The organism is Mesorhizobium sp. P2_F7 (assembly GCF_056403695.1).
In genome coordinates this window covers 337,873-358,790 of record NZ_JBFUFA010000004.1, presented here as the reverse complement: position 1 = coordinate 358,790, position 20,918 = coordinate 337,873, and the positions used below count along the sequence as shown (strand labels likewise).

Genomic DNA, 20,918 nt, shown 5'->3' with positions numbered 1-20,918 from the left:
GTCGCTGCCGCCCTGCTATTAGATCGATTGAAATGACGTTGCGTGAGTCAATCCTTGCCCGCATTCAGTCGCCAGTCTCCTGCCCCATGCGGCGCGCGGTGTAGCGTTCGATCGCCGACAGGCCGTCGTAGATCAGCACTGCAATAGCAGCGACGATCAGACCGCCTTGCAGGACGAAAGCGAGATTGTTCGACAAAAGGCCGGCGATGATCACCTCGCCCAGCGTCTTGGCGGCAACCGTCGAACCGATCGTTGCGGTGGCCAGGCTGATCACCACCGACAGCCTGATGCCGCCCAGAATGATCGGCGCGCTGAGCGGCAGTTCGACCTTGATCAGCCTCTGCCAGCCGGTCATGCCGGCGCCACGCGCGGCCTCCATGATATTGCCCGGCAGCGTCGTCAGACCCGTCAGCGCGTTTTCGAAGATCGGCAACAGGCCGTACAGGAACAGCGCAATCAGCGTCGGCTTCTCGCCGAAACCGACAGCGGGCACCGCCAGCGCCAGCACCGCAACCGGCGGAAAGGTCTGGCCGATGTTGACCAGGCTGCGCGACAGCGGCAGGAATTCGGCGCCGGCCGGCCGGGTGACGAGGATGGCGAGGGAGACGGCGACGATGGTGGCGGCGACGGTGGCGATCAGCACGGTGCGCAAATGCAGCAGCGTCAGCGTTAGCAGGCTGCCCTGATTGTAGATCGCCGGCGCGTTGTTTTCGGTCAGCGGCTTCAACAGCGGCTCGAACCAGCCGGGATTGGTGACGAAGGCAACAAGCAGCACCACCAGGGCTAGCCTGAGCAGCGATGGCAGCCAGGCTTTCATGCCGGCCTCGCCGCGCGCTTGACCAGCCCGTCGACGGTGACGCGACCGAGCGGCTTGCCGTCTTCGCCCTTGACCGGCAGTGCCGGCCGGCCTGACCACAGGAGCTCGGCCAGAGCGTCGCGCTGGCTGGCCTCGCCGGGGATCGCCTCGCCTTCGGCGGTGCCCTTCTCCACGGCATCACGCACACGGCCGAGCGAGAGCAGCCGGAACGGCTTTTCGCTGGCGCCGACCAGGGTTTCGACGAAGGCGCTAGCCGGCCGCGCCAGGATTTCTTCCGGCTTGGCGTATTGCACCAGCTTTCCGGCATCCATGACGGCGATCTTGTCGCCCATATGCACCGCCTCCTCCATGTCATGGGTGACGAGGATGATGGTGGTGCCGAAGCGCTTCTGGATCGCCAGCAGATCCTCCTGGGCCTTGGTGCGGATGATCGGGTCGAGCGCGCCGAACGGCTCGTCCATCAGAAGCACGTTGGGCTCGGCGGCGAGCGCGCGGGCGACGCCGACGCGCTGCTGCTGACCGCCGGACAATTCGTGCGGGTAGCGCGGTCCGTACGCCTCGGGGTCAAGCTGGTAGAGCGTCATCAGCTCGGCGACACGGGACTTGATGCGCGCGCTGTCCCAGCCGAGCAGCACCGGCACGGTGGCGATGTTCTGCGCCACCGTGCGGTGCGGGAACAGGCCGTGGCCCTGGATGGCGTAGCCGATGCGGCGGCGCAGCTCGTAGCCGGGCAGCGAGCGGTTGTCGTTGCCGTCGAGCTTGATCACACCTGCGGTCGGCTCGACCAGCCGGTTGATCATTCTGAGCAGTGTCGTTTTGCCCGACCCGGAGGTGCCGACGATGACGCAGACCGTGTGCGGCTCGATGACCATCGAGACGTCGTCGACCACGGTGGTCTGGTCGTAGCGCTTGGTAATGCCTTCGATCTCGATCATGCCGTTTCAACCCTGCGCTTGGTGGCGGTCATTTCGATGATGGCGTCAAGAATGATGGCGGCGGCGAAGGCCAGGGCCACCGTCGGCACGGCGCCGAGCAGCACCAGGTCCATCGCCGTTTGGCCGACGCCCTGGAATACGAACACGCCGAAACCGCCACCGCCGATGAGTGCCGCGATGGTGGCGAGGCCGATGTTCTGGACCAGCACGATGCGGATGCCGGTCAGGATGACCGGAAAGGCCAACGGAAACTCGACACCAAACAGGCGCTGGCGATCGGTCATGCCCATGCCGCGCGCGGCATCATTGGCCGCCCGCGGTACACCGGCAAGCCCGACCACGGTGTTGGCCACCACCGGCAGCAGCGAATAGAGGAACAGCGCGACGAAGGCGGGTGCGGTGCCGATGCCTCTGATACCGAGCGCTGCAGCGCCCGGGACGTGGGCCGCGACCCAGCCGAGCGGCGCGATCAGCAGGCCGAACAGCGCGATCGAGGGAATGGTCTGGACGATGTTGAGCACATTGAGCACGCCGGCGCGCAAGCGCTCGACGCGATGGCACAGGATGCCGAGCGGCAGGCCGACGATCACGGCGGCCGCCAGCGAACCCAGCGCCAGCGTGATGTGCTTGGAGCCTTCGGCCCAGAAACTGTCGGCGCGGTTGGCATATTCCTTGAGGATCGACAGGCTGTTCCATTGCCCGGAGACCAACAGCAGGCCGATTGCGATGGCCGCAACGACAAGCACGCCAACGCGAGCCAGAGGCGACAGGTTCAGCCTGGTCAGCACATCGGCGAGCAGCAGCGTGAAGGCGAAGATCAGCAGCCAGAAGCCGGAGGCCGGTGAGATGCGAGCGAAGGTGTTGCCGGCGGGCGTCAGGAAGGTGCCGGCAACGCCGATCAAAATGGCAAGGGCGGCGAGTGCTACGACGCTTGCCGCCAGGCGCAGGACAAGCGGCGTTTTCAGCAACGCAACAATGGCGGCCACGACGACAATCGCCAGCAGCAACGGCCCGACAGTCGCGGGCAGCGCCTCCAGGATCGAGCGCGCCTCGCCCGGCACGATGCGGTTGGCGCGAAAAGTGGCGAAGGAAGCGAAGAACGCGGCATAGGCAACGATCGCCGCGATGACGACGCCGAGCTTGTCGAAACGGAGGGTCATGGCGCGAGACCGTGCAGAGCGGCGTGCCCCGAGCAGGATTGCGTTGCAGAACGGAAAGATCCGCGCGAGGCACCCCCCTCTGGCCTGCCGGCCATCTCCCCCTCAAGGGCAGGGCAATCGCATATGGACTCTTTCGAGGAATCGAACGGCGAACAAATCGGAATCGCGTCGAGAACAAACGTCGCGAGATTCCATCTTTGTTCCGCATATGCGATTCCCCTGCCCTCAAGGGGGGAGATCAGATTTCGCGTCGGCTTTCGCCAATCTCCAGCGGTGCAGAAAGAAGTGGGACGCAGCAACTGCCAATCTCCCCCCTTGAGGGGGAGATGTCCGGCAGGACAGAGGGGGGTGCTTGGCACCAACGTCACCTTTCGGTGCGCTGACTACTTCAAAAACCCGTTCTTCTTCAGAAAGTCCTCAGCCACACCCTTGACCGGTTCGCCGCCGACCTGGACGCGGCCGTTGAGGTCCTGCAGCGTGACGAGGTCGAGCTTGGCGAAGACCGGCTTCAGCAGCGTCTCGATCTCGGGATGCTCCTTGAGCACGGCTTCACGGATAATCGGCGCCGGCTGGTAGACCGGCTGCACGCCTTTGTCGTCGTCAAGCACGACGAGGCCGGACGGCGCAATGCCGCCATCGGTGCCGTAGACCATGGCGGCGTTGGCGCCGTTGGTCTGGTTGGCGGCCGCGCCGATGGTCGCCGCGGTGTCGCCGCCCGAGAGCGTGATCAACTGGTCAGGCTTCAGCGCGAAGCCGTAGGTGGTCTGGAAGGCCGGCAGGGCGGCCGCTGAATTGACGAACTCGGCGGAGGCGGCCAAAACCACCGTGCCGCCGCCGGCAACGTATTTGCCGAAGTCGGAGAGCGTCGCCAGCTTGTTGGTCTCGGCAACTTCCTTGCGCAGCGCGATCGCCCAGGTGTTGTTGGCCGGCGACGGCGACAGCCAGACGATCTTGTTGGCGTCGTAGTCGAGCTTCTTGGCGGTCTCATAGGCTTTGGCGGCATCCTTCCAGACCGGATCGTCGGCCTTCTCGAAGAAGAAGGCGGCATTGCCGGTGTATTCGGGATAGATGTCGATCTCGCCGGCGGTGATCGCCTTGCGCACCACCGGCGTGCCGCCCAGTTGGATGCGGTCGGTGGTCTTGATGTTGTTGGCGTTCAGCACAAGCTGGATGATGTTGCCGAGCACGCCGCCCTCGGTGTCGATCTTCGAGGAGACGACGACCTGGGCATTGGCGGTAGCCGCGGTGATGCCGAGCGCCAATGCCGCGCTGGCCAGAACCTTGACTGAAAACATTATGAAAACCTCTTGCTTTGAACCGGAATGCGGCGGCCGCATATGAGCATGGCTTCAACGCCCCGTCGGGGCACACGGTTTCATAACAAGTGGCACAGACGCAATAATTTTGTGCCGTCGCCACGATTTCGGCCGGCCCCATGTTGACAGGCGGTGTCAGGGATCAGGCGCTGGCTTTGCGTAATCCAGTCAGCTTGAGCGCGCCAAGCGCGACGAAGCAGAGGGCGACGACCGGGAAGACCAGCCAGTTCAGCATCTCCCAGCCCCAGGCATTGTAGATGGCGCCCGACATCAGCGAGGCGAAGGCGACGGAGCCGAACAGGACGAAATCGTGGAAGCCCTGCACCTTGCTCTTTTCGGACGGAAGGTAGCTGTCGGCGACCATGGCGGTGGCGCCGATGAAGGCAAAATTCCAGCCCAGGCCAAGCAGGATCAGCGAGGTCCAGAACTGCCACAGATGCAGGCCAGACAACGCCACCGCGGCGCAGCCGATGAGCAGCACCAGGCCGCCGGCGACGATGCGTTCGGCGCCGAAGCGATGGATCAGCGATCCGGTGAAAAAGCTCGGCGCAAACATCGCCATCACATGCCAGGAAATGCCTAGCGTGGCGTCGTCCGTCGACAGGCCGCAGCCGACCATGGCCAGCGGCGCGCCGGTCATGACGAAGCTCATCAGCGCATAGCTGCCGACGGCACAAAACAGCGCCGCGACGAAACGCGGCCGGGTGACGATATCGGCGAGCGGGCGCGCGTCGCTGGACGCCACATCCGAATGGCCGGGAGCCTTGGCCGGGATGCGCAGCATCCAGAGAATGGCCGCCCCGACGGCAGCCAGGACGGGAATGGCCGCGAACGACCCGGCAAACATCACCGGCGCCAGCAATTCGCGGGTGAAGATGACGATCTGCGGCCCGAGTATGGCGGTGATGATGCCGCCGGCCAGCACGAAGGAAATGGCGCGCGCCTTGAATGCGGGCGGCGCATTGTCGGCAGCGGCGAAGCGGAACTGCTGGACGAAGGCGCCACCGACGCCGATCACCAGCAGAGCGAAAGCGAACAGCCAGAAGCTTGCTTGATACAGCGCCAGCGTCGAGATGACGCCGCCAAGCGCGGTGACGATGGTGCCGGTCATGAAGCCGCCGCGCTGGCCGAGCCAGCGGATGATGGCGGCAGCCGGCAGCGCGCCGAGCGCCACGCCGATGTTGAAGCCGGTGATGGGTGCGGTGGCCAATGATTTGTCGGGGCCGAGCAAATATTGCCCGGCCAACCCGCCCATGGATATGGCGATCGGCGCGGCAGAGCCGATGATCGCCTGCGAGGCCGCCAGGATGATCGCCGTGCGGCGCGCTTCCCTTGCCGCGCCGGTATCGGTCACGACGCGTCCTTGCCGCGCCCCTCGCCGCGCACGCGGCGCGACACGCGATCGAGCACGGCGTTGGTCAGCTTCGGCTCCTCGTCCTCGTAAAAAGCCTTGGCGATGTCGACATATTCCGAAACGATAACGGCCACCGGCACATCGTCGCGCTTCATCAGTTCATAGACGCCGGCGCGCAGGATGGCGCGCAATGTCGAATCCAGCCTGGACAGCGGCCAGTCCTCGGTCAACGCCTGGCGGATGACCGGATCGATGGTCTTCTGGTTCTCGACGACGCCGGTCAGGATGGCGCGAAACCATTGCGCGTCGGCCTCGCGATAAAGCGCGCCGTCGACTTCCTTGCCGAGCCGGAACGCCTCGTATTCCGCCGTGATCTCGAAGACGCCGCTGCCGGCCACGTCCATCTGGTAGAGCGCCTGCACGGCGGCCAGACGGGCAGCACCACGCTTGTTGGCGTGGCGCGGACCGGGCGAAGCGGGTTCGCTCACGATTGCGCTCCCAGTTTCTCTTTGAGCGCAATCATGGTGAGAGCCGCGCGCGCGGCAAAGCCGCCCTTGTCGCCTTCCGAGCGCTTGGCGCGCGTCCAGGCCTGGGCGTCATTCTCTGTGGTCAGGATGCCGTTGCCGATCGCGATCGCCTCCTGCACCGAAAGGTCCATCAGCGCACGGCTCGATTCATTGGCGACGATATCGAAGTGATAGGTGTCGCCGCGGATGATGGCGCCGAGCGCGACAAAACCGTCATAGTCCTTGCCGCCTTCGCCCATGCCGTCGAGCGCAAAAGTGATCACGGCCGGAATTTCCAGGGAACCGGGAACGGTGACGACGTCATAGGTCGCGCCGGCCTCGTCGAGCGCGCTCGTCGCGCCGTCGAGCAGCGCGTCGGCAAGGTCGTCGTGGAAACGCGCCTCGATGATCAGAAGATGGGCCTTCTTCTTCGGGCGGATGAACGCTTTGCCGTGTTGGGATGTGCCAGCCATGAATGTCTCCGGGGGTAGCCGGTGACTTAGGCCGAAGCGGCCGCATTCGCAAGCTTTGTCCGACGCTCAGGCCCGGTCTAATTTCCCCGGGTGGCTCAAAGCCCCTCTTTCGCCGCCTCCGCCAATCGTGCCGCGTAACGGGCCATGGTGTCGATCTCGAGGTTGACCTTGTCGCCGACCTTGCGCTCGCCCCAGGTGGTGACGGTTAGCGAATGGTGGATCAACAGCACGTCGAAGCGGGTGCCCTCGACGTTGTTGACGGTGAGCGAGGTACCGTCGAGCGCGACGGAGCCTTTTGGCGCGATGAACTTGGCCAGATGACGCGGCGCCTCCAAAGTGAAGCGCACGGCATCGCCTTCGTCCTTGCGTTCTACGATTTCGGCCATGCCATCGACATGGCCGGACACGATGTGCCCGCCGAGCTCGTCGCCGATCTTCAGCGCCCGCTCGAGATTGACCTTGGTACCTGACTTCCAGCCTGACGCCGTCGTCAGGCGCAAGGCCTCTTCCCAGGCCTCGACCTCGAACCAGCGGGCGTTGGAGCCGCCGTCCGGTAGCGCCGTGACCGTCAGGCAGACACCGCCGCAGGAGATCGAGGCGCCGATGGCGATGGTCGCGGGGTCATAGGCGGTATCGATGCGCAGGCCGACGCCTTCGCTCAGCGGCTTGATAGAAGCGACGGTGCCGATATCGGTGACAATTCCGGTAAACATCGATGCTGATCCCTAGAGGTCTCTGATCCATTCGGCGTATCCGTCTTCGCCGAAGCGCATGTCGCGCAATTTGCGGAAGCCTGCCGGGATATGGTTGGCGTCGATAGGCGATGCAATGCCGTCCTCGCCGATCGCTTCCGGCCCCTGGAACAGCACGATGCGGTCGACCAACGCCTCGGCAAGGAAGGCGCTGGCCACCTTGGCACCGCCTTCGACCAGGACGCTGGCCATGCCGAGAGCGCCGAGATCCTCAAGCAGTTCCGGCAGGGCGACGCCGCCCTCATGGGTTTCGGTGCCGATGAAGCGCACGCCGGCGCGCTCCAGCACCGAGCGGCGCAGCGGGTCGGCCTCCAGGCAAGCGGCGACGTAAAGCGGCACCCGGTCGATGCCGGAGACCAGCTTCGAGGCTTCCGGCAGCCTGATCTGGCGATCGAGCACGATGCGCGCCGGCGAGCGGTTCTCCAACCCCGGCAGCCGCACGGTGAGCGCCGGATCGTCCTCCAGCGCCGTGCCGATGCCGACCAGTATGCCGTCGGCCTCGGCCCGCATCAGATAGACTTCGCGGCGTGCAATATCGCCGGTGATCGTAACCTGGCCGGCGCCGTGCCTGCCGATCTTGCCGTCGCTGGAAAGCGCAAGCTTCAGAATCACTTCCGGGCGCTTTTTCAGGGATCGAATCAGGTAGCCGGCCATCTGCTCGGCGGCTTCGGCGGCCAACACCCTTTCGACCACCTCGATACCGGCAGCGCGCAGGATGGCGTAGCCCTTGCCGGAAACGCGCGGATCGGGATCGCTGGCGGCGCCCACGACGCGAGCCACACCGGCATTGACCAGCGCATTGGCGCAAGGCGGGGTGCGGCCATGATGGGCGCAGGGCTCCAGCGTGACATAAGCGGTGGCGCCGCGCGCGAGCTCTCCGGCTTCGGCCAGCGCCTCGGTCTCGGCATGCGGCCGGCCGCCGACGGCGGTGACGCCGGTGCCGACGATCATCGGCCCGGCGCCGTCATCGCGAACGATGATGGTGCCGACCGAAGGGTTGGTCGAGGTGCGGCCGGCATTGCGGCGCGACAGCCGAAGTGCTGCCGCCATGAAACGGCGATCGAGAGCTTCCTGCTCGGCTTTGCCAGGCGCTGCCATGCTCAGCCGGCGTCCTCTTCGCTCTTCAGCTCGTCGCCCTTGAGCTCGTCACCCTTGAGCTCTCCCAGTACGTCATGGAAATCCTTGGCCTCGCGGAAATTGCGATAGACCGAAGCGAAGCGGACATAGGCGACGTCGTCGAGCGATTTCAGCGCCTCCATCACCAGACGCCCGACTTCGCCCGAGGCGATTTCCGTCTCGCCCGAGCTTTCGAGTTGGCGAACGATGCCGGTGACGGCGCGGTCGATGCGCTCGGGATCGACGTTGCGCTTGCGCACCGCGATCTCGACCGAACGCAAGAGCTTGTCGCGGTCGAACGGCACTTTGCGGCCGGACTTCTTCACCACCACGAGGTCGCGCAACTGGACGCGCTCGAAGGTGGTGAAGCGGCCACCGCAATCGGGGCAGACGCGCCGCCGGCGGATCGCCGCGCCATCCTCGGCGGGGCGCGAATCCTTCACCTGCGTATCTTCGGATTGGCAATAGGGACAGCGCATAGAGAGCCTTCGGGTTGACGAATCTGGCGGAACGAGAGGCTTAGAGGTTTTTGCCGGGGCGGGCAAAGGCTCGGCAACAGCCGCTCGCGTGCCTCAGAGATAGCGAGGCGCGAGGAAAATTGCCAGCGCCGCCAGATACATCAGGGCGCGACGTCCTTGGTCGAGAAGCCGCAGGACGTTCCAAGGTTGCGGTAGGCTTTGGTGAAGCCATCCATCGGAATGCTGGCGACAGCTTGCTTGCCGAACGCCACGTCAAGCGAGATGACCTGGCGCATGGCGCGCAGCAGAGCGAGGCTGGTCTTGGCCTGGTTGTCGACCGTCCAGCTCGGGCGGCCGCCGACGGCATCGTTGGAATAGACGGTCGCGGAAACCTTGACGCCAGGGTCGCCGAAGGTGGCCGCGATCTTCTTGCCGGTCGGCAGGTCCTTGTTGGCGACCGAGAACATGATGGCTGGATAGGCATCGGGCGGCAGAGCATCGCCGGTCGAGATCGAAAGCGTCAGCGTGCCCGCATTGCCGCTGCCATCGAGGAAGGCCGTCGAGGCCGCACAGGTCTTGTGCGAATCCTGGCCGGTGTCGAGCGCATCGATGATGGTGGTCCACCTGCCAAAGGTGGTGGTGGCCGGAATATCCGTGCTCGGCTGCGTCTGCTCCTGGGCAACGGCGCCCGACACAGTGAAGGCCGCAAGCGAGCCGAAGAGCGCCAGAATGGCAGGACGGTACATACGCATCACCAAATCTCCCGTAGGCCACGCCGCCCGAACAGGAGCGGCGCAGAGCGCGGGATAAAAGACGACGCGGGGCGTGCGGTCAACCGAGATAGGGATAGAGCGGGAACCGATCGGTGAGCGCCACGACCTTGGCCTTCACCGCCGCCTCGACCGCGGCATTGCCCTCGTCGGAATTGGCAACCTTCAGCCCGTCCAGCACTTCGGCGATCAGCTTGCCGATCTCGCGGAACTCGGCCTGGCCGAAACCGCGCGTCGTGCCGGCCGGCGTGCCAAGGCGCACGCCTGAGGTGACGAAGGGCTTTTCCGGGTCGAACGGGATGCCGTTCTTGTTGCAGGTGATGTTGGCGCGGCCAAGCGCTGCCTCGGCGCGCTTGCCGGTGGCGTTCTTGGGCCTGAGGTCGACCAGCATCAGATGGTTGTCGGTGCCGCCGGAGACGATGTCGAGGCCGGTTTCCTGGAGGCTCGAAGCCAGTGCCTTGGCGTTGGCCGCAACGCTCTCGGCATAGAGTTTGAAGCTCGGCTTCAGCGCCTCGCCGAAGGCAACCGCCTTGGCGGCGATGACATGCATCAGCGGGCCGCCCTGCAGGCCGGGGAAGACCGCGGAGTTCATCTTCTTGGCGATGTCCTCGTCATTGCACAGGATCATGCCGCCGCGCGGGCCGCGCAGTGACTTGTGCGTGGTTGTCGTGACGACATGGGCATGCGGCAATGGCGAGGGATGCACGCCACCGGCGACGAGGCCGGCAATATGGGCCATGTCGACCATCAGATAGGCGCCGACCGCATCGGCGATCTCGCGAAAGCGCTTCCAGTCCCAGATGCGCGAATAGGCGGTGCCGCCGGCCAGGATCAGCTTCGGCTTGGTCTCATGCGCGGTCTTCTCGATCGCATCCATGTCGAGCAGATGGTCTTCCTTGCGCACGCCGTAGGAGACGACCTTGAACCATTTGCCGCTCATGTTGACGGGCGAGCCGTGGGTCAAATGGCCGCCCGAATTCAAATCGAGGCCCATGAAGGTGTCGCCGGGCTGCAAGAGTGCCAGGAACACGGCCTGGTTCATCTGGCTGCCGGAGTTCGGCTGGACGTTGGCAAAATTGCAGCCGAAGAGCTTTTTGGCGCGCTCGATGGCGAGTTCTTCCGCGACATCGACGAACTGGCAGCCGCCATAGTAGCGCTTGCCCGGATAACCCTCGGCGTACTTGTTGGTCATGATCGAGCCCTGCGCCTCGAGCACGGCACGCGAAACGATGTTTTCCGAGGCGATCAGCTCGATCTCATGGCGCTGGCGGCCGAGTTCGTTGCGGATGGCGCCGAAAATCTCCGGATCGGCATCAGCAAGCGTGGTCTCGAAGAAGGATTCGAATTTGTTCGACGCTGCCGCTGCAGTTGCCATGGCCTGAAATCCTCCGGTTCGGGGCAATTTACCTATGCATATCTTTCACCCAAAACCGCTGCGCAGCCCCAGGCGACATGCATTGCCGCGCCATTAACACAGTTGTTTTGGCCTCGCCACGTTTGCGGCGCGAAATTTGCTGGCCGGTTTGCGCCAAGACAGGCCGTTGCCGCAAACTATTGCGGCGCACGCCCCCTAAGCACCGCTTCGGAGAAGGCGATTTCGGTGAACAGCTTGCGCGCCGTGTGATCGTTGATGTCGCCGCGGCGAAGCATTTTCTGCAGCTCCATGCGTTCTGCCTCGATCCCCGCAATCCTGAGTTCGGCCTCCAGCCGGCCGCTATCGCGGGCATCGGCACTCGCTTCGTCGCCGTCGTCGGACAGAGCGATACGGCGCCGGTAAATGGAGACGACGCTCTCGGCGATGGCGAGCCTCATGTCGGCCGCCTCGCCCTCGCCGCCATCGCTGGCGAGGCTTTCGATCTTGGCTATGGCGGCATTGGCGGCGCCGACCCGTGCCAGTCGCTCCTCGGCCGCACCAGGGTCGTCGCCGGGCTCGACGAGACCACGCGCGATGGCCGGCAGAGTGAGGCTGGCGATCGCCAGAGAGCAGATGATGACGCCGGCGGCGAGGAAAATGACAAGGTCGCGGGCCGGAAAGGGCGAGCCGTCCTGCAGGCTGAGTGGCAGCGAAAGAATGCCGGCGAGCGTGATCGCGCCGCGCACGCCGGCCACCGATCCCGCCAGCCTGACGCAAAAGCCGAAGGGCTGCGCCTTGCGCTTGCCGAGCCGCGCGGCGATGCCGGCGCCAATGTCGCCGATCCAGATCCAGGCGAAGCGCAGGCCGATCAGGCAGAGCGTCAGCAAAAGCACGGTCAATGCCGGCTCGAACAGCCAGTGCCGGGTGGTCAGCTCCGGCGGCACCTTGCGGATGATATCGGGAAGCTGCAGGCCAAGCAGGATGAAAAGCGCGCCATTGAACATGAAGGTCAACATCGACCAGAGCGAGAATGTCTGGATGCGAGCCGAGAGCGCCATGTAACGGACAATGCCGGAATATCCGGTCAGCAGACCGGCGGTGACCGCCGCCAGAATGCCCGAGGCGCCGAAATGCTCGGCGATGAGATAGGCGACGAAGGGCAGCAGGAGGATGACGAGCACTTGCGCTTCCGGCGGCGTGGTCGTGATGCGGCTGAGGATCTGCAACGCCTTTGCGGCAATGAACAGCGCGGCTATGCCGGCCACGATGCCGATCGCCACCGCATAGAGAAAACTCAACGATGCGTTGGCGAAGGAAAAGCTGCCCGTTAGCGCCGCGGCGACGGCGAAGCGGAACATCACCAGGCCCGACGCGTCATTGAGCAGCGATTCGCCTTCCAGAATGTGCATCAGCCGCGCTGGCACGACAGTGCGGTCGACGATCGATGACACGGCAACCGCATCGGTGGGCGACAGGACGGCAGCCAAAGCGAAGGCGACGACCAGCGGGATGCTCGGCACCAGCCAGTGCAAGGCATAGCCGAAGCCGATGATGGTGAAGATGACCAGCCCGATGGCGAGATCGAGGATCGGACTGCGCAATGCGATCAGTTCGCGTTTCGGTGCCGAGAACGCATCGCCGAACAGAAGCGGCGGAATGAACACCAGCAGGAAAACCTCAGGCTCGATCTCGAAGTGAATGCCCCGCGCCGGCCATGCCAGAGCGGCGCCAATGGCGATCTGCAGCACCGGCAGCGGCACGCGCACCAGCCGCACCAGCGCGCCGGACAGCGTCACGAAGGCAAGCACGACGAGAACGAAGACAGCAACGTCCATGGCACGATTCCGGCTGTTTTTGCGACCATGCGCAATTGCCGCCGATCCGTCCAGCCGAGGCTACGGATCAGGCGAACGGTGCTTCCGCAGCTAGGGACGAGCCATCAACTTGGCGTCGCCGGGACCGTTACCGCCCCAGCTCGATCTGGCTCAGGATCGATTTGTCCTCGATCGCCTCGTCGTTGGCGAGCATCATCGCCTTGGACAGGATGAGCGACAGGATCTCGTCGCCTTCATAGGGGATGTAGGCTTCGGCGCCGGCGGTGCGGCCCGACGGCACGATGCAGAGATAGCGGTCGTTGGGCGCAATCAGGATGTTGCCCGAGCCGAGATTGATCTTGTAGGTGGCGAGCTTGCCGTCGACCATCAGGAAATCGCGAGTCAGCGAGCATTGATTGGCGATTGCAAGACCAGGCAGCAGCTTGCCGAGGAAATCGTGGCGCGAGCGGGCGAGCTCGCTTGCCTGCCCTGAGGAATAGCGCCGGTGGTAGTCGACGAATGCGGGCACCTCGGAAAGCGGGTGCGCGGCCCCTGCCCCGCGGTCCTGCCAGTTGCGGTCGGCGCCGATCGAGGTGCGGCCGACGATCGAATCGATGTCATACATGGCCTCGCAGAAGGCGCGCTCCGGCACTGTCGCCACCGGGATCGGCTCGCCCGTCGGCTTGCCGGTCTTGTCGAGCGCATAGAACGTCACGCGGTCGCATGAGATGAAGGCGAACAATTGCCCGCTATGCTCCGCCGCCTGGATGCGACTGCCGATGCCGGCAATCCAGTATTCCGCGGCGACGCCGAAATGCGGCAGCGTCAGGCGCACGCGCTCATGCTCAGCGCTGTTGCCGGCCATGGTGCGGTTGTAGGCCTGCCAGCCGCGCTTCTTGAGAATGGCCATCGCCGGAGCCTGCTCCAGTATGTGGCCGGCGAAGCGGTTCGAATAAATGTCGGTCACGCGTTCGGCATCGGTGACCAGATAGATCGGCCGCCAGGCCTGGATGAAGGGCTGGCGGATGCGGTTCTCGCTGAGGAAATTGCGCCAGGCGGCTACCGTTTCGGCTGGGCTTTCGAGCGGGTGCCAGAGGTGGACGCGCGCGACCTCGAGCGGAAGCGCAAGCTCACCGCCATCGGAGCCAACAAAGGCGCCGTTGCGGAGCATGGCGACCGTCTCCGAGCCATCGGAGCCGGAGAAGCGCCAGATCAGCCGTTCGGTCAGTGTCCGCAGCAGCCCGTTGTCAACCAACCGGTCCTGCCAGCCGGCGAAATCCCAGCTGCGGCCATCGCGCCACGCCGCCTCGATGCGGCGCCGCGCCTCGGGCAGGATGATCTCGATGTCGGCCGCGGCCTCCTGAAGCTCATCGGCAATCTCCTTGCTGCCGTCGAGCGCCAGGAACGCCTTGGCGATGCCGCGCTTGCGCTTGCCATTGGCTTCGACGGTGAACAGGCCGGCCTTGGTCGACGAGGAGACGACCAGTTCGACCTTTATCTCGCCGAGCTCGACCGCGCGCACGCCAGCAACGCCGATGCCATGATCGGCCATGGCGATCTCCTGCATGTCGTCGGCAGCCAGCCCAAGCTGCTTGCCGGCCTCGCTGAGTGCCTTGTCGATCGACTTCAGCATCAGCTTGTCGGTGACCTGCCGGCGGATGCGGCCGATTGCGAAGGCCGCTTCACGCGTGCCGATCTGGCCGAGCGACCAGACAATGCCCGACAGCGTCTTCGGCGAACGGCAGATACGCCTGTCATAGTGGGTGACGAGAAGTCCGAGCGCGAATTTCTCCAGCATCGGCACGGCCTGCTCCGCCGGGAAGCGCGACAGGCAGAACGCGACGCCGCGCCCGACAAGCTGGTTGTCTTCTGAAAAGCGCCCGGTGAGTTTGTCCAGATCCGAGCGGTCGAATTCCGGCGAAACCTCTTCTCGCCATCTGAGCATGCCGGGCGCACGCGCAATCGTCTTGAGAGCGGAGCGGTGCATCTCGCCGGAGTAGTCGGTCGTGCCGGCCAGCGGTATCGCGCTGGGAAAAAGCCCGGCACCATATTCGCTGAATGTGATACCATAGAGGGTGATGTTCAACCGGATCGGATCGATTTTCGGTATGCTCTGAACCTTGCATAGCGCGATCCACCTGCCGAGGCCGTCAACCACCGTATCAGTGCCAAACTGCGCGATCAGCCGGTCGCAGTCCTTGAGCCAGGTTTTGCCGGGGGCGTCTCCGGCATCGACAAGGTGATCGAGCAGACTGCCGTTAGGGTCCTTACCAGCCAGAGTGAACAACTCGATGCCGGGAATGCCCTGCGTGGCGAAGTCGAACGGCCAATCCTTGGCGATCGTCTTCGCGCGCTCGCGCAGTTGAGCCGTGCGCTCGGGCGTGAGCAGCGCGAGATTGAGGAAGAAGCTGCCACTGTCTCTAGCATCTTCGTGAATGAGAGCATGGAGCACATTGCCGCCATAGGGCGAAAAGCCCTTCTCGCCCTTGGTGTCGCGGTTCCACCAGCCGAAGCTGAGGACCGGATCGTCACTCTCTCCAACGAGCTCGGCAAACAAGGCAGGGTCCGACAGCCAGCTCGGCGGTGCACTTTTTTCGTCCCGAAACCGGCGGGCATCGTCGAGCAATCGCGCCGCATCGAGCAGCACCGCATCCCAAAAAGCAATGCGTTCGGGCGAGGGTTGTTGATAGTGAAGCTCCGGCAGACGCTTTGGCGGATGGCTTCGCATGCGGGCAAAAAACCCATCCTGCTGCCCAACATTGGCGATCGCCTTCAGCGAGACAATCAGTGGCGGATCTGTTTGTTCCGGTCCGGTGTGCCTGCGATGATTGGGCATGTCGCTGATTAGGGCGATGATGCGCCCGGCATTCTCGCGGTCCATCGCCGTCAAAGCGATCCCGTTGCGTGCCGCCCGCTCGATCTCGCGCACGACGCCGAGCTTCGGCATGCCCTTGGGATAGGAGAGACTTCCCTTGAGCCTGATGCCGGGGATCTCCTCGGCAAGCACTGCCAGCACATGGGATGCCCTGGCGGCATCGACCTCGAATCCGACCTGCAGCAATTCGCGCCAGAGGAAATTGCAGGCGCGGCCGAAATTGCTGGTGAGCTCGCTGCCGGGCATATGCACGAAGACGCCGTAATTCTTCGTCTCAACCACCCAGCCGAGGCGCTGCTGGAGCAGGCCGAGATGGTCGAAGAAAGCCGCGCGCTCGGGTGCCGGAAACTTGCGCAGGCCAGGACGGATCGCGTCGATCAGCGCTTGCTGGCTGCTGATCAGGGCGTCGTTGCAGGAGCGGATGGCGGCCAGAAATTCATCGGCCAGAGGCCCGTCGCCGACTTTGCGGGCGGCCTCGAAATCCTCGGCGAATTTCTCCACCTCGATCTGGCGCTTTTCCTGATAGCTCGCCTGCATCCGCCTGGCGTTTCTCTCGATATCCTGCATCAGGGTTTCGCCTGTGGGCGCACGCGGCTTGGGCGCGGTGATGCTCTCGGCAATGGCGCGCAGGGTCGAAATCCAGCTCAACTGAAATCAGCCCCCTTTGAGTGGAATGAGCCTGATGAAGGTCACGTTGGTCTGCGGCAGGATGGTGATCGCGTCGTCGAGGTCACTGAGCTGCCTGCCGTCGGCAAACAGCATGAAGCCGTTCTTCTCGAAGGCCGACAACGCCCGGGCCACCGCCGCGTCGGCGGTAAGGTTCTCGAACCGGAAGAGATCGGGCAGATTGACGATCTCATTTGGCGAGAGACCGGTGGACTGCGCATGAATTCGCTCATGCTCGTAGCGAACGCGCTCGGCAATCAGGTCGCGCACCGTGCAGGGCACGCCGTTATTCCATTCCATGACGAAATTGCGCACCGGTTTGCGCGCACCGATCTGATCGTGAACGACAATCTGGTTCATGGCTGGCCCCAAGCTCACCGAAATCTGTCGAAATAGACATTACCGGCCGATGAAAACCAAATCTACGATATTGAGATGGTGGACAAAGGCCTAATGCGTGCCGTCAGAACCGTGCAGTAGGTCGTCAGCAATGGAGGCGTTGGTACTTCGAGACATCACGAAATATGCTTGCTGGCTAGGATGCGGGGGAAGAGCCCCGCAGACAAGCCGGAAATGCGCCCCGAGGGCCCCCACACCCAGGCTGGATCCTTCGCCGCAGTGGCGGCGTCGGTCAGCCCCAAATCGGGGCGCATCCGGCGGCAGCTCGCGACCCCATGAGCGCCAGCCAAACAGAATGAAAACGGCCGGCACCCGGCGTCAGCGCAAGGCTGCCTTTGGGGCACCGAGTGGCCGGCCCCACGCCGAGGCTCAGGAACTGGCGTGGCAAGGGCAGAAACATCATGCCGGCCTCAACCTCCCTGCCGCAGGGGTAAGTCTGTGCCGTGCCTTCCTGATAAGCGAGCATTCGGCCGCGGTAACCTCTCGAAAACGTGGGGTTGACAGGCTCTCTGCACCGCAAGCCGCCTTGTCGGCGCTGCTCTGCCATGTCACCTTGCAGGGCGGCTAGCGGACGGGGGTTCGATCGATGCTGTCACAGATCATGGCGCATGCCGAAGCGGCCTTTGCGGCGCAGACGGCCGAAGATGCCAGCGTCAGATTCTTCACGGTGATGAAGGATCTCGGCGCCTCCTATCTGCAGACGCGCCTCTATCGGCGCCCGACCGCGACGCTGACCTCGGCCAGCCATTGGGCAGCCGGCGGGTTCATCGCGCGGCTGGCGCCGGAGAATTGGCCGGGAAGCCCGGCCTTCGACTATGTCTGCCTGGAGTGCAACCCGCTGCTGACGGCGATCCGCGAAAGCCGGACGCGCTACAATTTCAGCGATTTTGCGCCGCGCGGCGACAAGGAGTTCGGCGCCTATTGGGACGCACTCAGCGAGGCCGACATCCATGATGCGCTGTGCGCCACTTCCTACGGCGCCGACGGCGTCATCGCTTCATTGCATCTTGGCTTCCACGAACGGGATTTTTCGCAGGACGAACGCTTCGCCATCCAGATGGCGGGCCTTGTGCTGACCGAAAGGTTGATGGAACTGACCACGCCGCCGCCAACGGCCGCCATCCGGCTGACCGAGCGCGAACGCGACAGTCTGGCGCTGGTCGCCGAGGGCAAGACTGATTGGGAAATCTCGGTGATCCTCGGCATCGCCCAGGCGACGGTGCGCTTCCATGTCGACAATGCGCGGCGCAAGCTGGGTGCCGTCAATCGCGCGCAAGCAGTGGCAAGACTGGTCAACCAGCGGCTGATCTAGAAGCTCTTCGGCAAAACAAGAGGCCGCCTCGAAGGCGGCCTTTTATTCAAAAATATCAATCGCTTACAGCGAAGATGTGATCTGCAGTTCGCTGGCGCCATCGAGTGCGTAGACATCGTCGCGGAACTGCACCACGCCCGGTCCCGTCGACCATGCCGACAGATAGAGGAAGTGGACCGGCACCGGGTTGACGACCTGCACGGGCGTGTTCTCACCGGTCTTGATGGTCGCCTCGAAATGCTGGCGGTCCCAACCGGGAGTGTCGCGCAGGATCCAGGTGACGAGGTCGCGCACGTTCTGGACGCGCACGCAGCCCGAGGAATCGAAGCGCATCATCTTGCCGAACAGGCTCTGCTGCGGCGTGTCGTGCATGTAGACGCCGTCCGGGCTCGGGAAGTTGATCTTGACCGAGGCCATGGCGTTGCCGGAGCCCGGATCCTGGCGGAAGCGGTATTTTGCGGCATCGTCCGTCGACCAGTCGACATTCATCGGGTCGACTTCGCTGCCATCCGGCGCAAACAGGCGGATATGGCTGTCGGTGAGGTAGCTGGGGTTCTTCCGCATCAGCGGAATGATGTCCTTGCGCACGATCGAGACCGGCGCGTTCCAGTAGGGATTGACGATGATCTCGTTGATCTTGGAATTGACCACCGGCGTCTGTCGGTCGATCTTGCCGACGATTGCGGTGTGGCGCAGCACGACGCGGTCGTTCTCGACCGCCTCGATCTGTGCCGCCGGAATGTCGACCAGCACATAACGGCTGCCAAGCGTGCCGGCCTTTTCGCGCAGCCGCTGCAGATTGGTCTCAAGCTGGCCGAGGCGGATCTGCGCCGAAACGTTCATCGCGGCATAGGTGTATTTACCCATGGAGCCGTCGGCCGGCAGGCCATGGCGGGTCTGGAAGCGCTTGACCGCGGCGTCGACATAGGAATCGAAGGACGTCGAAATGCCGGCGCTCTGCGCCAGGTCGCCCGAAATCATCAGCCGCTTGCGCAGCGGCACGACATCCGGATCGTCGACGCCGAGCTCCAGCTTCTTGGTCGCCGGAACGTCTTGCCAACCGCCCTGGGCGACAATGTTCTGGTACTGCGCCACCGCCTGTTCGGTGAAGGCGACCGTCTGCAGGCTGAAGATCGGCAGCGTCGAGGCAACCTTGCCGCCTTCCGAGGCGCGGGCGTCGAACTGGTCGTCCCAATTGCCGCGGCCCGAGGATTTCAGGATATCGTCAATGACGTCCTGCGCGCTGGCGGCGTTGGCGACCATGGCGACGGCGAGCGCGGAGGCTCCGGAAAGAAAAAAGCGGCGGCTGGTTCTCATCGACGTTCCAGACATTCTGTAGCGTTTGGCGCGTAGTGTTCGGCTACGTGCACGATCATTTGGGCGATATCGCCCGCACTCTAAAGTTGGCACTGTTAACAATTAGCCAACCATGACCTGCATCACTTAGCCGTGAAAAGCCGACCGCGATGCGAGATTGCGGGGCGCGCCGAAGGCTTTCGCCACGCGTCACCCGCAACCCTCGCTTCCACCGCGAATATGGCGGCAACGTGGCTTTGCGTTGAATTTGGACCCACCGGCGATCTGAAATGGAATGACCGGTGCTTTTCGGCACCGTTCCCTGACTGTTCCCTCAAAGCCCCAAGTCTCGCTGGTCCGGCTCAGTTCCTGGGGTTGCCTTCCAGCTCCGAACAGCGCTGCAACACCTGGTTCTCCGGATAGCGCAGCAGCTTGTTGTCATCGAGCTTGAGCAACAGCGTTCGTCTTTTGTCGACGCTCTGCTCATCGTCCGAGCAGGTCATGTCGAGAATGATGGCGTCCAGGCCTTTCAGTTTCTGGACTTTTTGGACGCTGCAAGCGACTTCCCACATGTCGGCCGATTTGTTTGTGAACGTGACGATGGAATCATTGTTGTCGCACGGGCTCGAGCCTTCACTGGCGAAAGCGCCTTGCCACCACTCGTCGGCGAACGCCATTTGCGGCGTCAGCGAAAGCATCATTGCGACCGCATATATTTTGAAATTGATGCCCAAGAGCATGTCGTCCCCCTAGCTGGCGACATTAGGCATTGCGGGAGCGAAAGCAAACCGCAGCCAGTGCGGCAGCATCGCCAGTTGGCGATCATAGCCCTGGTCGCAAAAAAGGACCGGCGCCCCCCGGCGCCGGTCCTTCATTTGCTTTTCCCCCGGCCGCGCTTCTTTTGGCGCGGCTTGCGATCCTGCGGATTACATCCGATAGGCGATGGTGTCGTTCCAGAAGCGGTCGAGGCGCTGCAGGGCGCGGTTCATCTGCTTGAACTCTTCGCTGTTGATGCCGCCGACCTGTTCGATCGAGCCGACATGGCGCTCGTAGAGACCGGCAACGACGTCGGCCACTTCATTGCCCTTCGGCGTCAGCGAGACGCGGACCGAACGGCGGTCGATGCGAGAGCGCTGGTGGTTGATGAAGCCGAGGTCGACCAGCTTCTTCAGATTGTAGGAGACGTTTGAGCCAAGATAGTAGCCACGCGAGCGCAGCTCGCCGGCGGTCAGCTCGGAGTTGCCGATGTTGAACAGAAGCAGCGCCTGGATGGCATTGATGTCGGAGCGACCGTTGCGGTCGAACTCGTCCTTGATCACGTCAAGCAGACGGCGATGCAGACGCTCCACCAGCTGCAGCGATTCCATGTAAAGCGTACGGATAGCCTCGCGGCGATCGTCGGATACGTTGGCGGTCTTCGCCGCCGGACGCGAATTGATCATTGTCTTTGCCTCTCGTTTGTCGCCTGGTGATTTTTTGTTTTTCACCTTGATCGCGACACTATCGAATACTCATAAAATTCGACTTAAACGCTAGGGCTAACAA

Annotated in this window: 19 protein-coding genes; 1 reads left to right on the top strand and 18 read right to left on the bottom strand. The window is 63.8% G+C overall.

Annotated features, from left to right (window positions below; translation table 11 throughout):
- Positions 1–64: 64 nt before the first annotated feature.
- The 15 genes from AC1DZ8_RS15775 to AC1DZ8_RS15705 all read right to left on the bottom strand — a co-directional run bounded on the left by AC1DZ8_RS15775 (position 65) and on the right by AC1DZ8_RS15705 (position 16,726).
- Entirely contained in the window at positions 65–817 is a 753-nt protein-coding gene (locus AC1DZ8_RS15775) for an ABC transporter permease (protein ID WP_477301661.1), read from the bottom strand.
- On the bottom strand, positions 814–1,752 hold the full coding sequence (locus AC1DZ8_RS15770; RefSeq protein WP_477301662.1) for an ABC transporter ATP-binding protein: 939 nt from the start codon (positions 1,750–1,752) through the stop codon (positions 814–816). Before AC1DZ8_RS15770 ends, AC1DZ8_RS15775 begins: the two co-directional genes overlap by 4 nt.
- A complete protein-coding gene (locus AC1DZ8_RS15765) occupies positions 1,749–2,912 on the bottom strand; it encodes an ABC transporter permease (protein ID WP_477301663.1) in 1,164 nt (387 codons plus the stop codon). The genes AC1DZ8_RS15770 and AC1DZ8_RS15765 overlap by 4 nt, the downstream gene beginning before the upstream one ends.
- A gap of 383 nt (positions 2,913–3,295) precedes the next feature.
- Positions 3,296–4,207 carry a glycine betaine ABC transporter substrate-binding protein OsmF gene (gene osmF, locus AC1DZ8_RS15760; RefSeq protein WP_477307497.1) on the bottom strand — a complete coding sequence of 304 codons (912 nt, stop codon included), beginning with the start codon at positions 4,205–4,207 and terminating at the stop codon, positions 3,296–3,298.
- A 163-nt stretch (positions 4,208–4,370) separates the two neighbouring features.
- On the bottom strand, positions 4,371–5,582 hold the full coding sequence (locus AC1DZ8_RS15755) for an MFS transporter (RefSeq protein WP_477401169.1): 1,212 nt from the start codon (positions 5,580–5,582) through the stop codon (positions 4,371–4,373).
- Positions 5,579–6,070: a transcription antitermination factor NusB gene (gene nusB / locus AC1DZ8_RS15750; RefSeq protein WP_477307501.1), complete on the bottom strand. Its 492-nt coding sequence runs from the start codon at positions 6,068–6,070 to the stop codon at positions 5,579–5,581. The genes AC1DZ8_RS15755 and nusB overlap by 4 nt, the downstream gene beginning before the upstream one ends.
- A complete protein-coding gene (ribH, locus tag AC1DZ8_RS15745; RefSeq protein WP_477307503.1) occupies positions 6,067–6,561 on the bottom strand; it encodes a 6,7-dimethyl-8-ribityllumazine synthase in 495 nt (164 codons plus the stop codon). The genes nusB and ribH overlap by 4 nt, the downstream gene beginning before the upstream one ends.
- 95 nt (positions 6,562–6,656) lie before the next feature.
- The gene (locus AC1DZ8_RS15740) at positions 6,657–7,274 is read right to left on the bottom strand and encodes a riboflavin synthase (RefSeq protein ID WP_477307505.1); all 618 of its coding nucleotides are present in this window, start codon (positions 7,272–7,274) and stop codon (positions 6,657–6,659) included.
- A gap of 12 nt (positions 7,275–7,286) precedes the next feature.
- A complete protein-coding gene (ribD, locus tag AC1DZ8_RS15735) occupies positions 7,287–8,411 on the bottom strand; it encodes a bifunctional diaminohydroxyphosphoribosylaminopyrimidine deaminase/5-amino-6-(5-phosphoribosylamino)uracil reductase RibD (RefSeq protein ID WP_477307507.1) in 1,125 nt (374 codons plus the stop codon).
- Positions 8,412–8,413: 2 nt separating this feature from the next.
- Complete coding sequence (nrdR, locus tag AC1DZ8_RS15730) at positions 8,414–8,908, bottom strand: transcriptional regulator NrdR (RefSeq protein ID WP_023669351.1); 495 nt, start codon at positions 8,906–8,908, stop codon at positions 8,414–8,416.
- 140 nt (positions 8,909–9,048) lie between these two features.
- Positions 9,049–9,639, bottom strand: a complete 591-nt coding sequence (locus AC1DZ8_RS15725) for a hypothetical protein (RefSeq protein WP_477307510.1) — start codon at positions 9,637–9,639, stop codon at positions 9,049–9,051.
- A gap of 79 nt (positions 9,640–9,718) precedes the next feature.
- Positions 9,719–11,032 carry a serine hydroxymethyltransferase gene (glyA, locus tag AC1DZ8_RS15720; protein WP_477307512.1) on the bottom strand — a complete coding sequence of 438 codons (1,314 nt, stop codon included), beginning with the start codon at positions 11,030–11,032 and terminating at the stop codon, positions 9,719–9,721.
- A gap of 176 nt (positions 11,033–11,208) precedes the next feature.
- Positions 11,209–12,846, bottom strand: coding sequence for a Na+/H+ antiporter (locus AC1DZ8_RS15715; protein WP_477307514.1), 1,638 nt, complete (start codon positions 12,844–12,846; stop codon positions 11,209–11,211).
- 127 nt (positions 12,847–12,973) lie between these two features.
- A complete protein-coding gene (locus AC1DZ8_RS15710) occupies positions 12,974–16,348 on the bottom strand; it encodes a DUF4132 domain-containing protein (RefSeq protein ID WP_477401165.1) in 3,375 nt (1,124 codons plus the stop codon).
- Between the two features lie 6 nt (positions 16,349–16,354).
- Positions 16,355–16,726, bottom strand: coding sequence for a hypothetical protein (locus AC1DZ8_RS15705; RefSeq protein ID WP_477307518.1), 372 nt, complete (start codon positions 16,724–16,726; stop codon positions 16,355–16,357).
- A 625-nt stretch (positions 16,727–17,351) separates the two neighbouring features.
- Between AC1DZ8_RS15705 and AC1DZ8_RS15700 the strand changes: the two genes are divergently transcribed.
- Positions 17,352–18,077 carry a helix-turn-helix transcriptional regulator gene (locus tag AC1DZ8_RS15700; protein ID WP_477307520.1) on the top strand — a complete coding sequence of 242 codons (726 nt, stop codon included), beginning with the start codon at positions 17,352–17,354 and terminating at the stop codon, positions 18,075–18,077.
- 63 nt (positions 18,078–18,140) lie between these two features.
- On the opposite strand, the gene AC1DZ8_RS15695 is transcribed toward AC1DZ8_RS15700, so the two are convergent.
- The 3 genes from AC1DZ8_RS15695 to ldtR all read right to left on the bottom strand — a co-directional run bounded on the left by AC1DZ8_RS15695 (position 18,141) and on the right by ldtR (position 20,815).
- Positions 18,141–19,394, bottom strand: coding sequence for a L,D-transpeptidase family protein (locus AC1DZ8_RS15695; RefSeq protein ID WP_477307522.1), 1,254 nt, complete (start codon positions 19,392–19,394; stop codon positions 18,141–18,143).
- Positions 19,395–19,735: 341 nt separating this feature from the next.
- On the bottom strand, positions 19,736–20,074 hold the full coding sequence (locus AC1DZ8_RS15690) for a hypothetical protein (protein WP_477401163.1): 339 nt from the start codon (positions 20,072–20,074) through the stop codon (positions 19,736–19,738).
- Positions 20,075–20,299: 225 nt separating this feature from the next.
- A complete protein-coding gene (gene ldtR, locus AC1DZ8_RS15685; RefSeq protein ID WP_112562982.1) occupies positions 20,300–20,815 on the bottom strand; it encodes a transcriptional regulator LdtR in 516 nt (171 codons plus the stop codon).
- Positions 20,816–20,918: the final 103 nt, after the last annotated feature.

What these genes read in the sequence shown, in the direction of transcription:
- AC1DZ8_RS15765 (WP_477301663.1), bottom strand. Translation starts at nt 2,912, where the DNA reads ATGACCCTCCGTTTCGACAAGCTCGGCGTCGTCATCGCGGCGATCGTT.
- ldtR (WP_112562982.1), bottom strand. Translation starts at nt 20,815, where the DNA reads ATGATCAATTCGCGTCCGGCGGCGAAGACCGCCAACGTATCCGACGAT.
- osmF (WP_477307497.1), bottom strand. Translation starts at nt 4,207, where the DNA reads ATGTTTTCAGTCAAGGTTCTGGCCAGCGCGGCATTGGCGCTCGGCATC.
- AC1DZ8_RS15690 (WP_477401163.1), bottom strand. Translation starts at nt 20,074, where the DNA reads ATGATGCTTTCGCTGACGCCGCAAATGGCGTTCGCCGACGAGTGGTGG.
- AC1DZ8_RS15715 (WP_477307514.1), bottom strand. Translation starts at nt 12,846, where the DNA reads ATGGACGTTGCTGTCTTCGTTCTCGTCGTGCTTGCCTTCGTGACGCTG.
- AC1DZ8_RS15725 (WP_477307510.1), bottom strand. Translation starts at nt 9,639, where the DNA reads ATGCGTATGTACCGTCCTGCCATTCTGGCGCTCTTCGGCTCGCTTGCG.
- ribD (WP_477307507.1), bottom strand. Translation starts at nt 8,411, where the DNA reads ATGGCAGCGCCTGGCAAAGCCGAGCAGGAAGCTCTCGATCGCCGTTTC.
- glyA (WP_477307512.1), bottom strand. Translation starts at nt 11,032, where the DNA reads ATGGCAACTGCAGCGGCAGCGTCGAACAAATTCGAATCCTTCTTCGAG.
- AC1DZ8_RS15770 (WP_477301662.1), bottom strand. Translation starts at nt 1,752, where the DNA reads ATGATCGAGATCGAAGGCATTACCAAGCGCTACGACCAGACCACCGTG.
- AC1DZ8_RS15740 (WP_477307505.1), bottom strand. Translation starts at nt 7,274, where the DNA reads ATGTTTACCGGAATTGTCACCGATATCGGCACCGTCGCTTCTATCAAG.
- ribH (WP_477307503.1), bottom strand. Translation starts at nt 6,561, where the DNA reads ATGGCTGGCACATCCCAACACGGCAAAGCGTTCATCCGCCCGAAGAAG.
- AC1DZ8_RS15705 (WP_477307518.1), bottom strand. Translation starts at nt 16,726, where the DNA reads ATGAACCAGATTGTCGTTCACGATCAGATCGGTGCGCGCAAACCGGTG.
- AC1DZ8_RS15695 (WP_477307522.1), bottom strand. Translation starts at nt 19,394, where the DNA reads ATGAGAACCAGCCGCCGCTTTTTTCTTTCCGGAGCCTCCGCGCTCGCC.
- AC1DZ8_RS15700 (WP_477307520.1), top strand. Translation starts at nt 17,352, where the DNA reads ATGCTGTCACAGATCATGGCGCATGCCGAAGCGGCCTTTGCGGCGCAG.
- nrdR (WP_023669351.1), bottom strand. Translation starts at nt 8,908, where the DNA reads ATGCGCTGTCCCTATTGCCAATCCGAAGATACGCAGGTGAAGGATTCG.
- AC1DZ8_RS15775 (WP_477301661.1), bottom strand. Translation starts at nt 817, where the DNA reads ATGAAAGCCTGGCTGCCATCGCTGCTCAGGCTAGCCCTGGTGGTGCTG.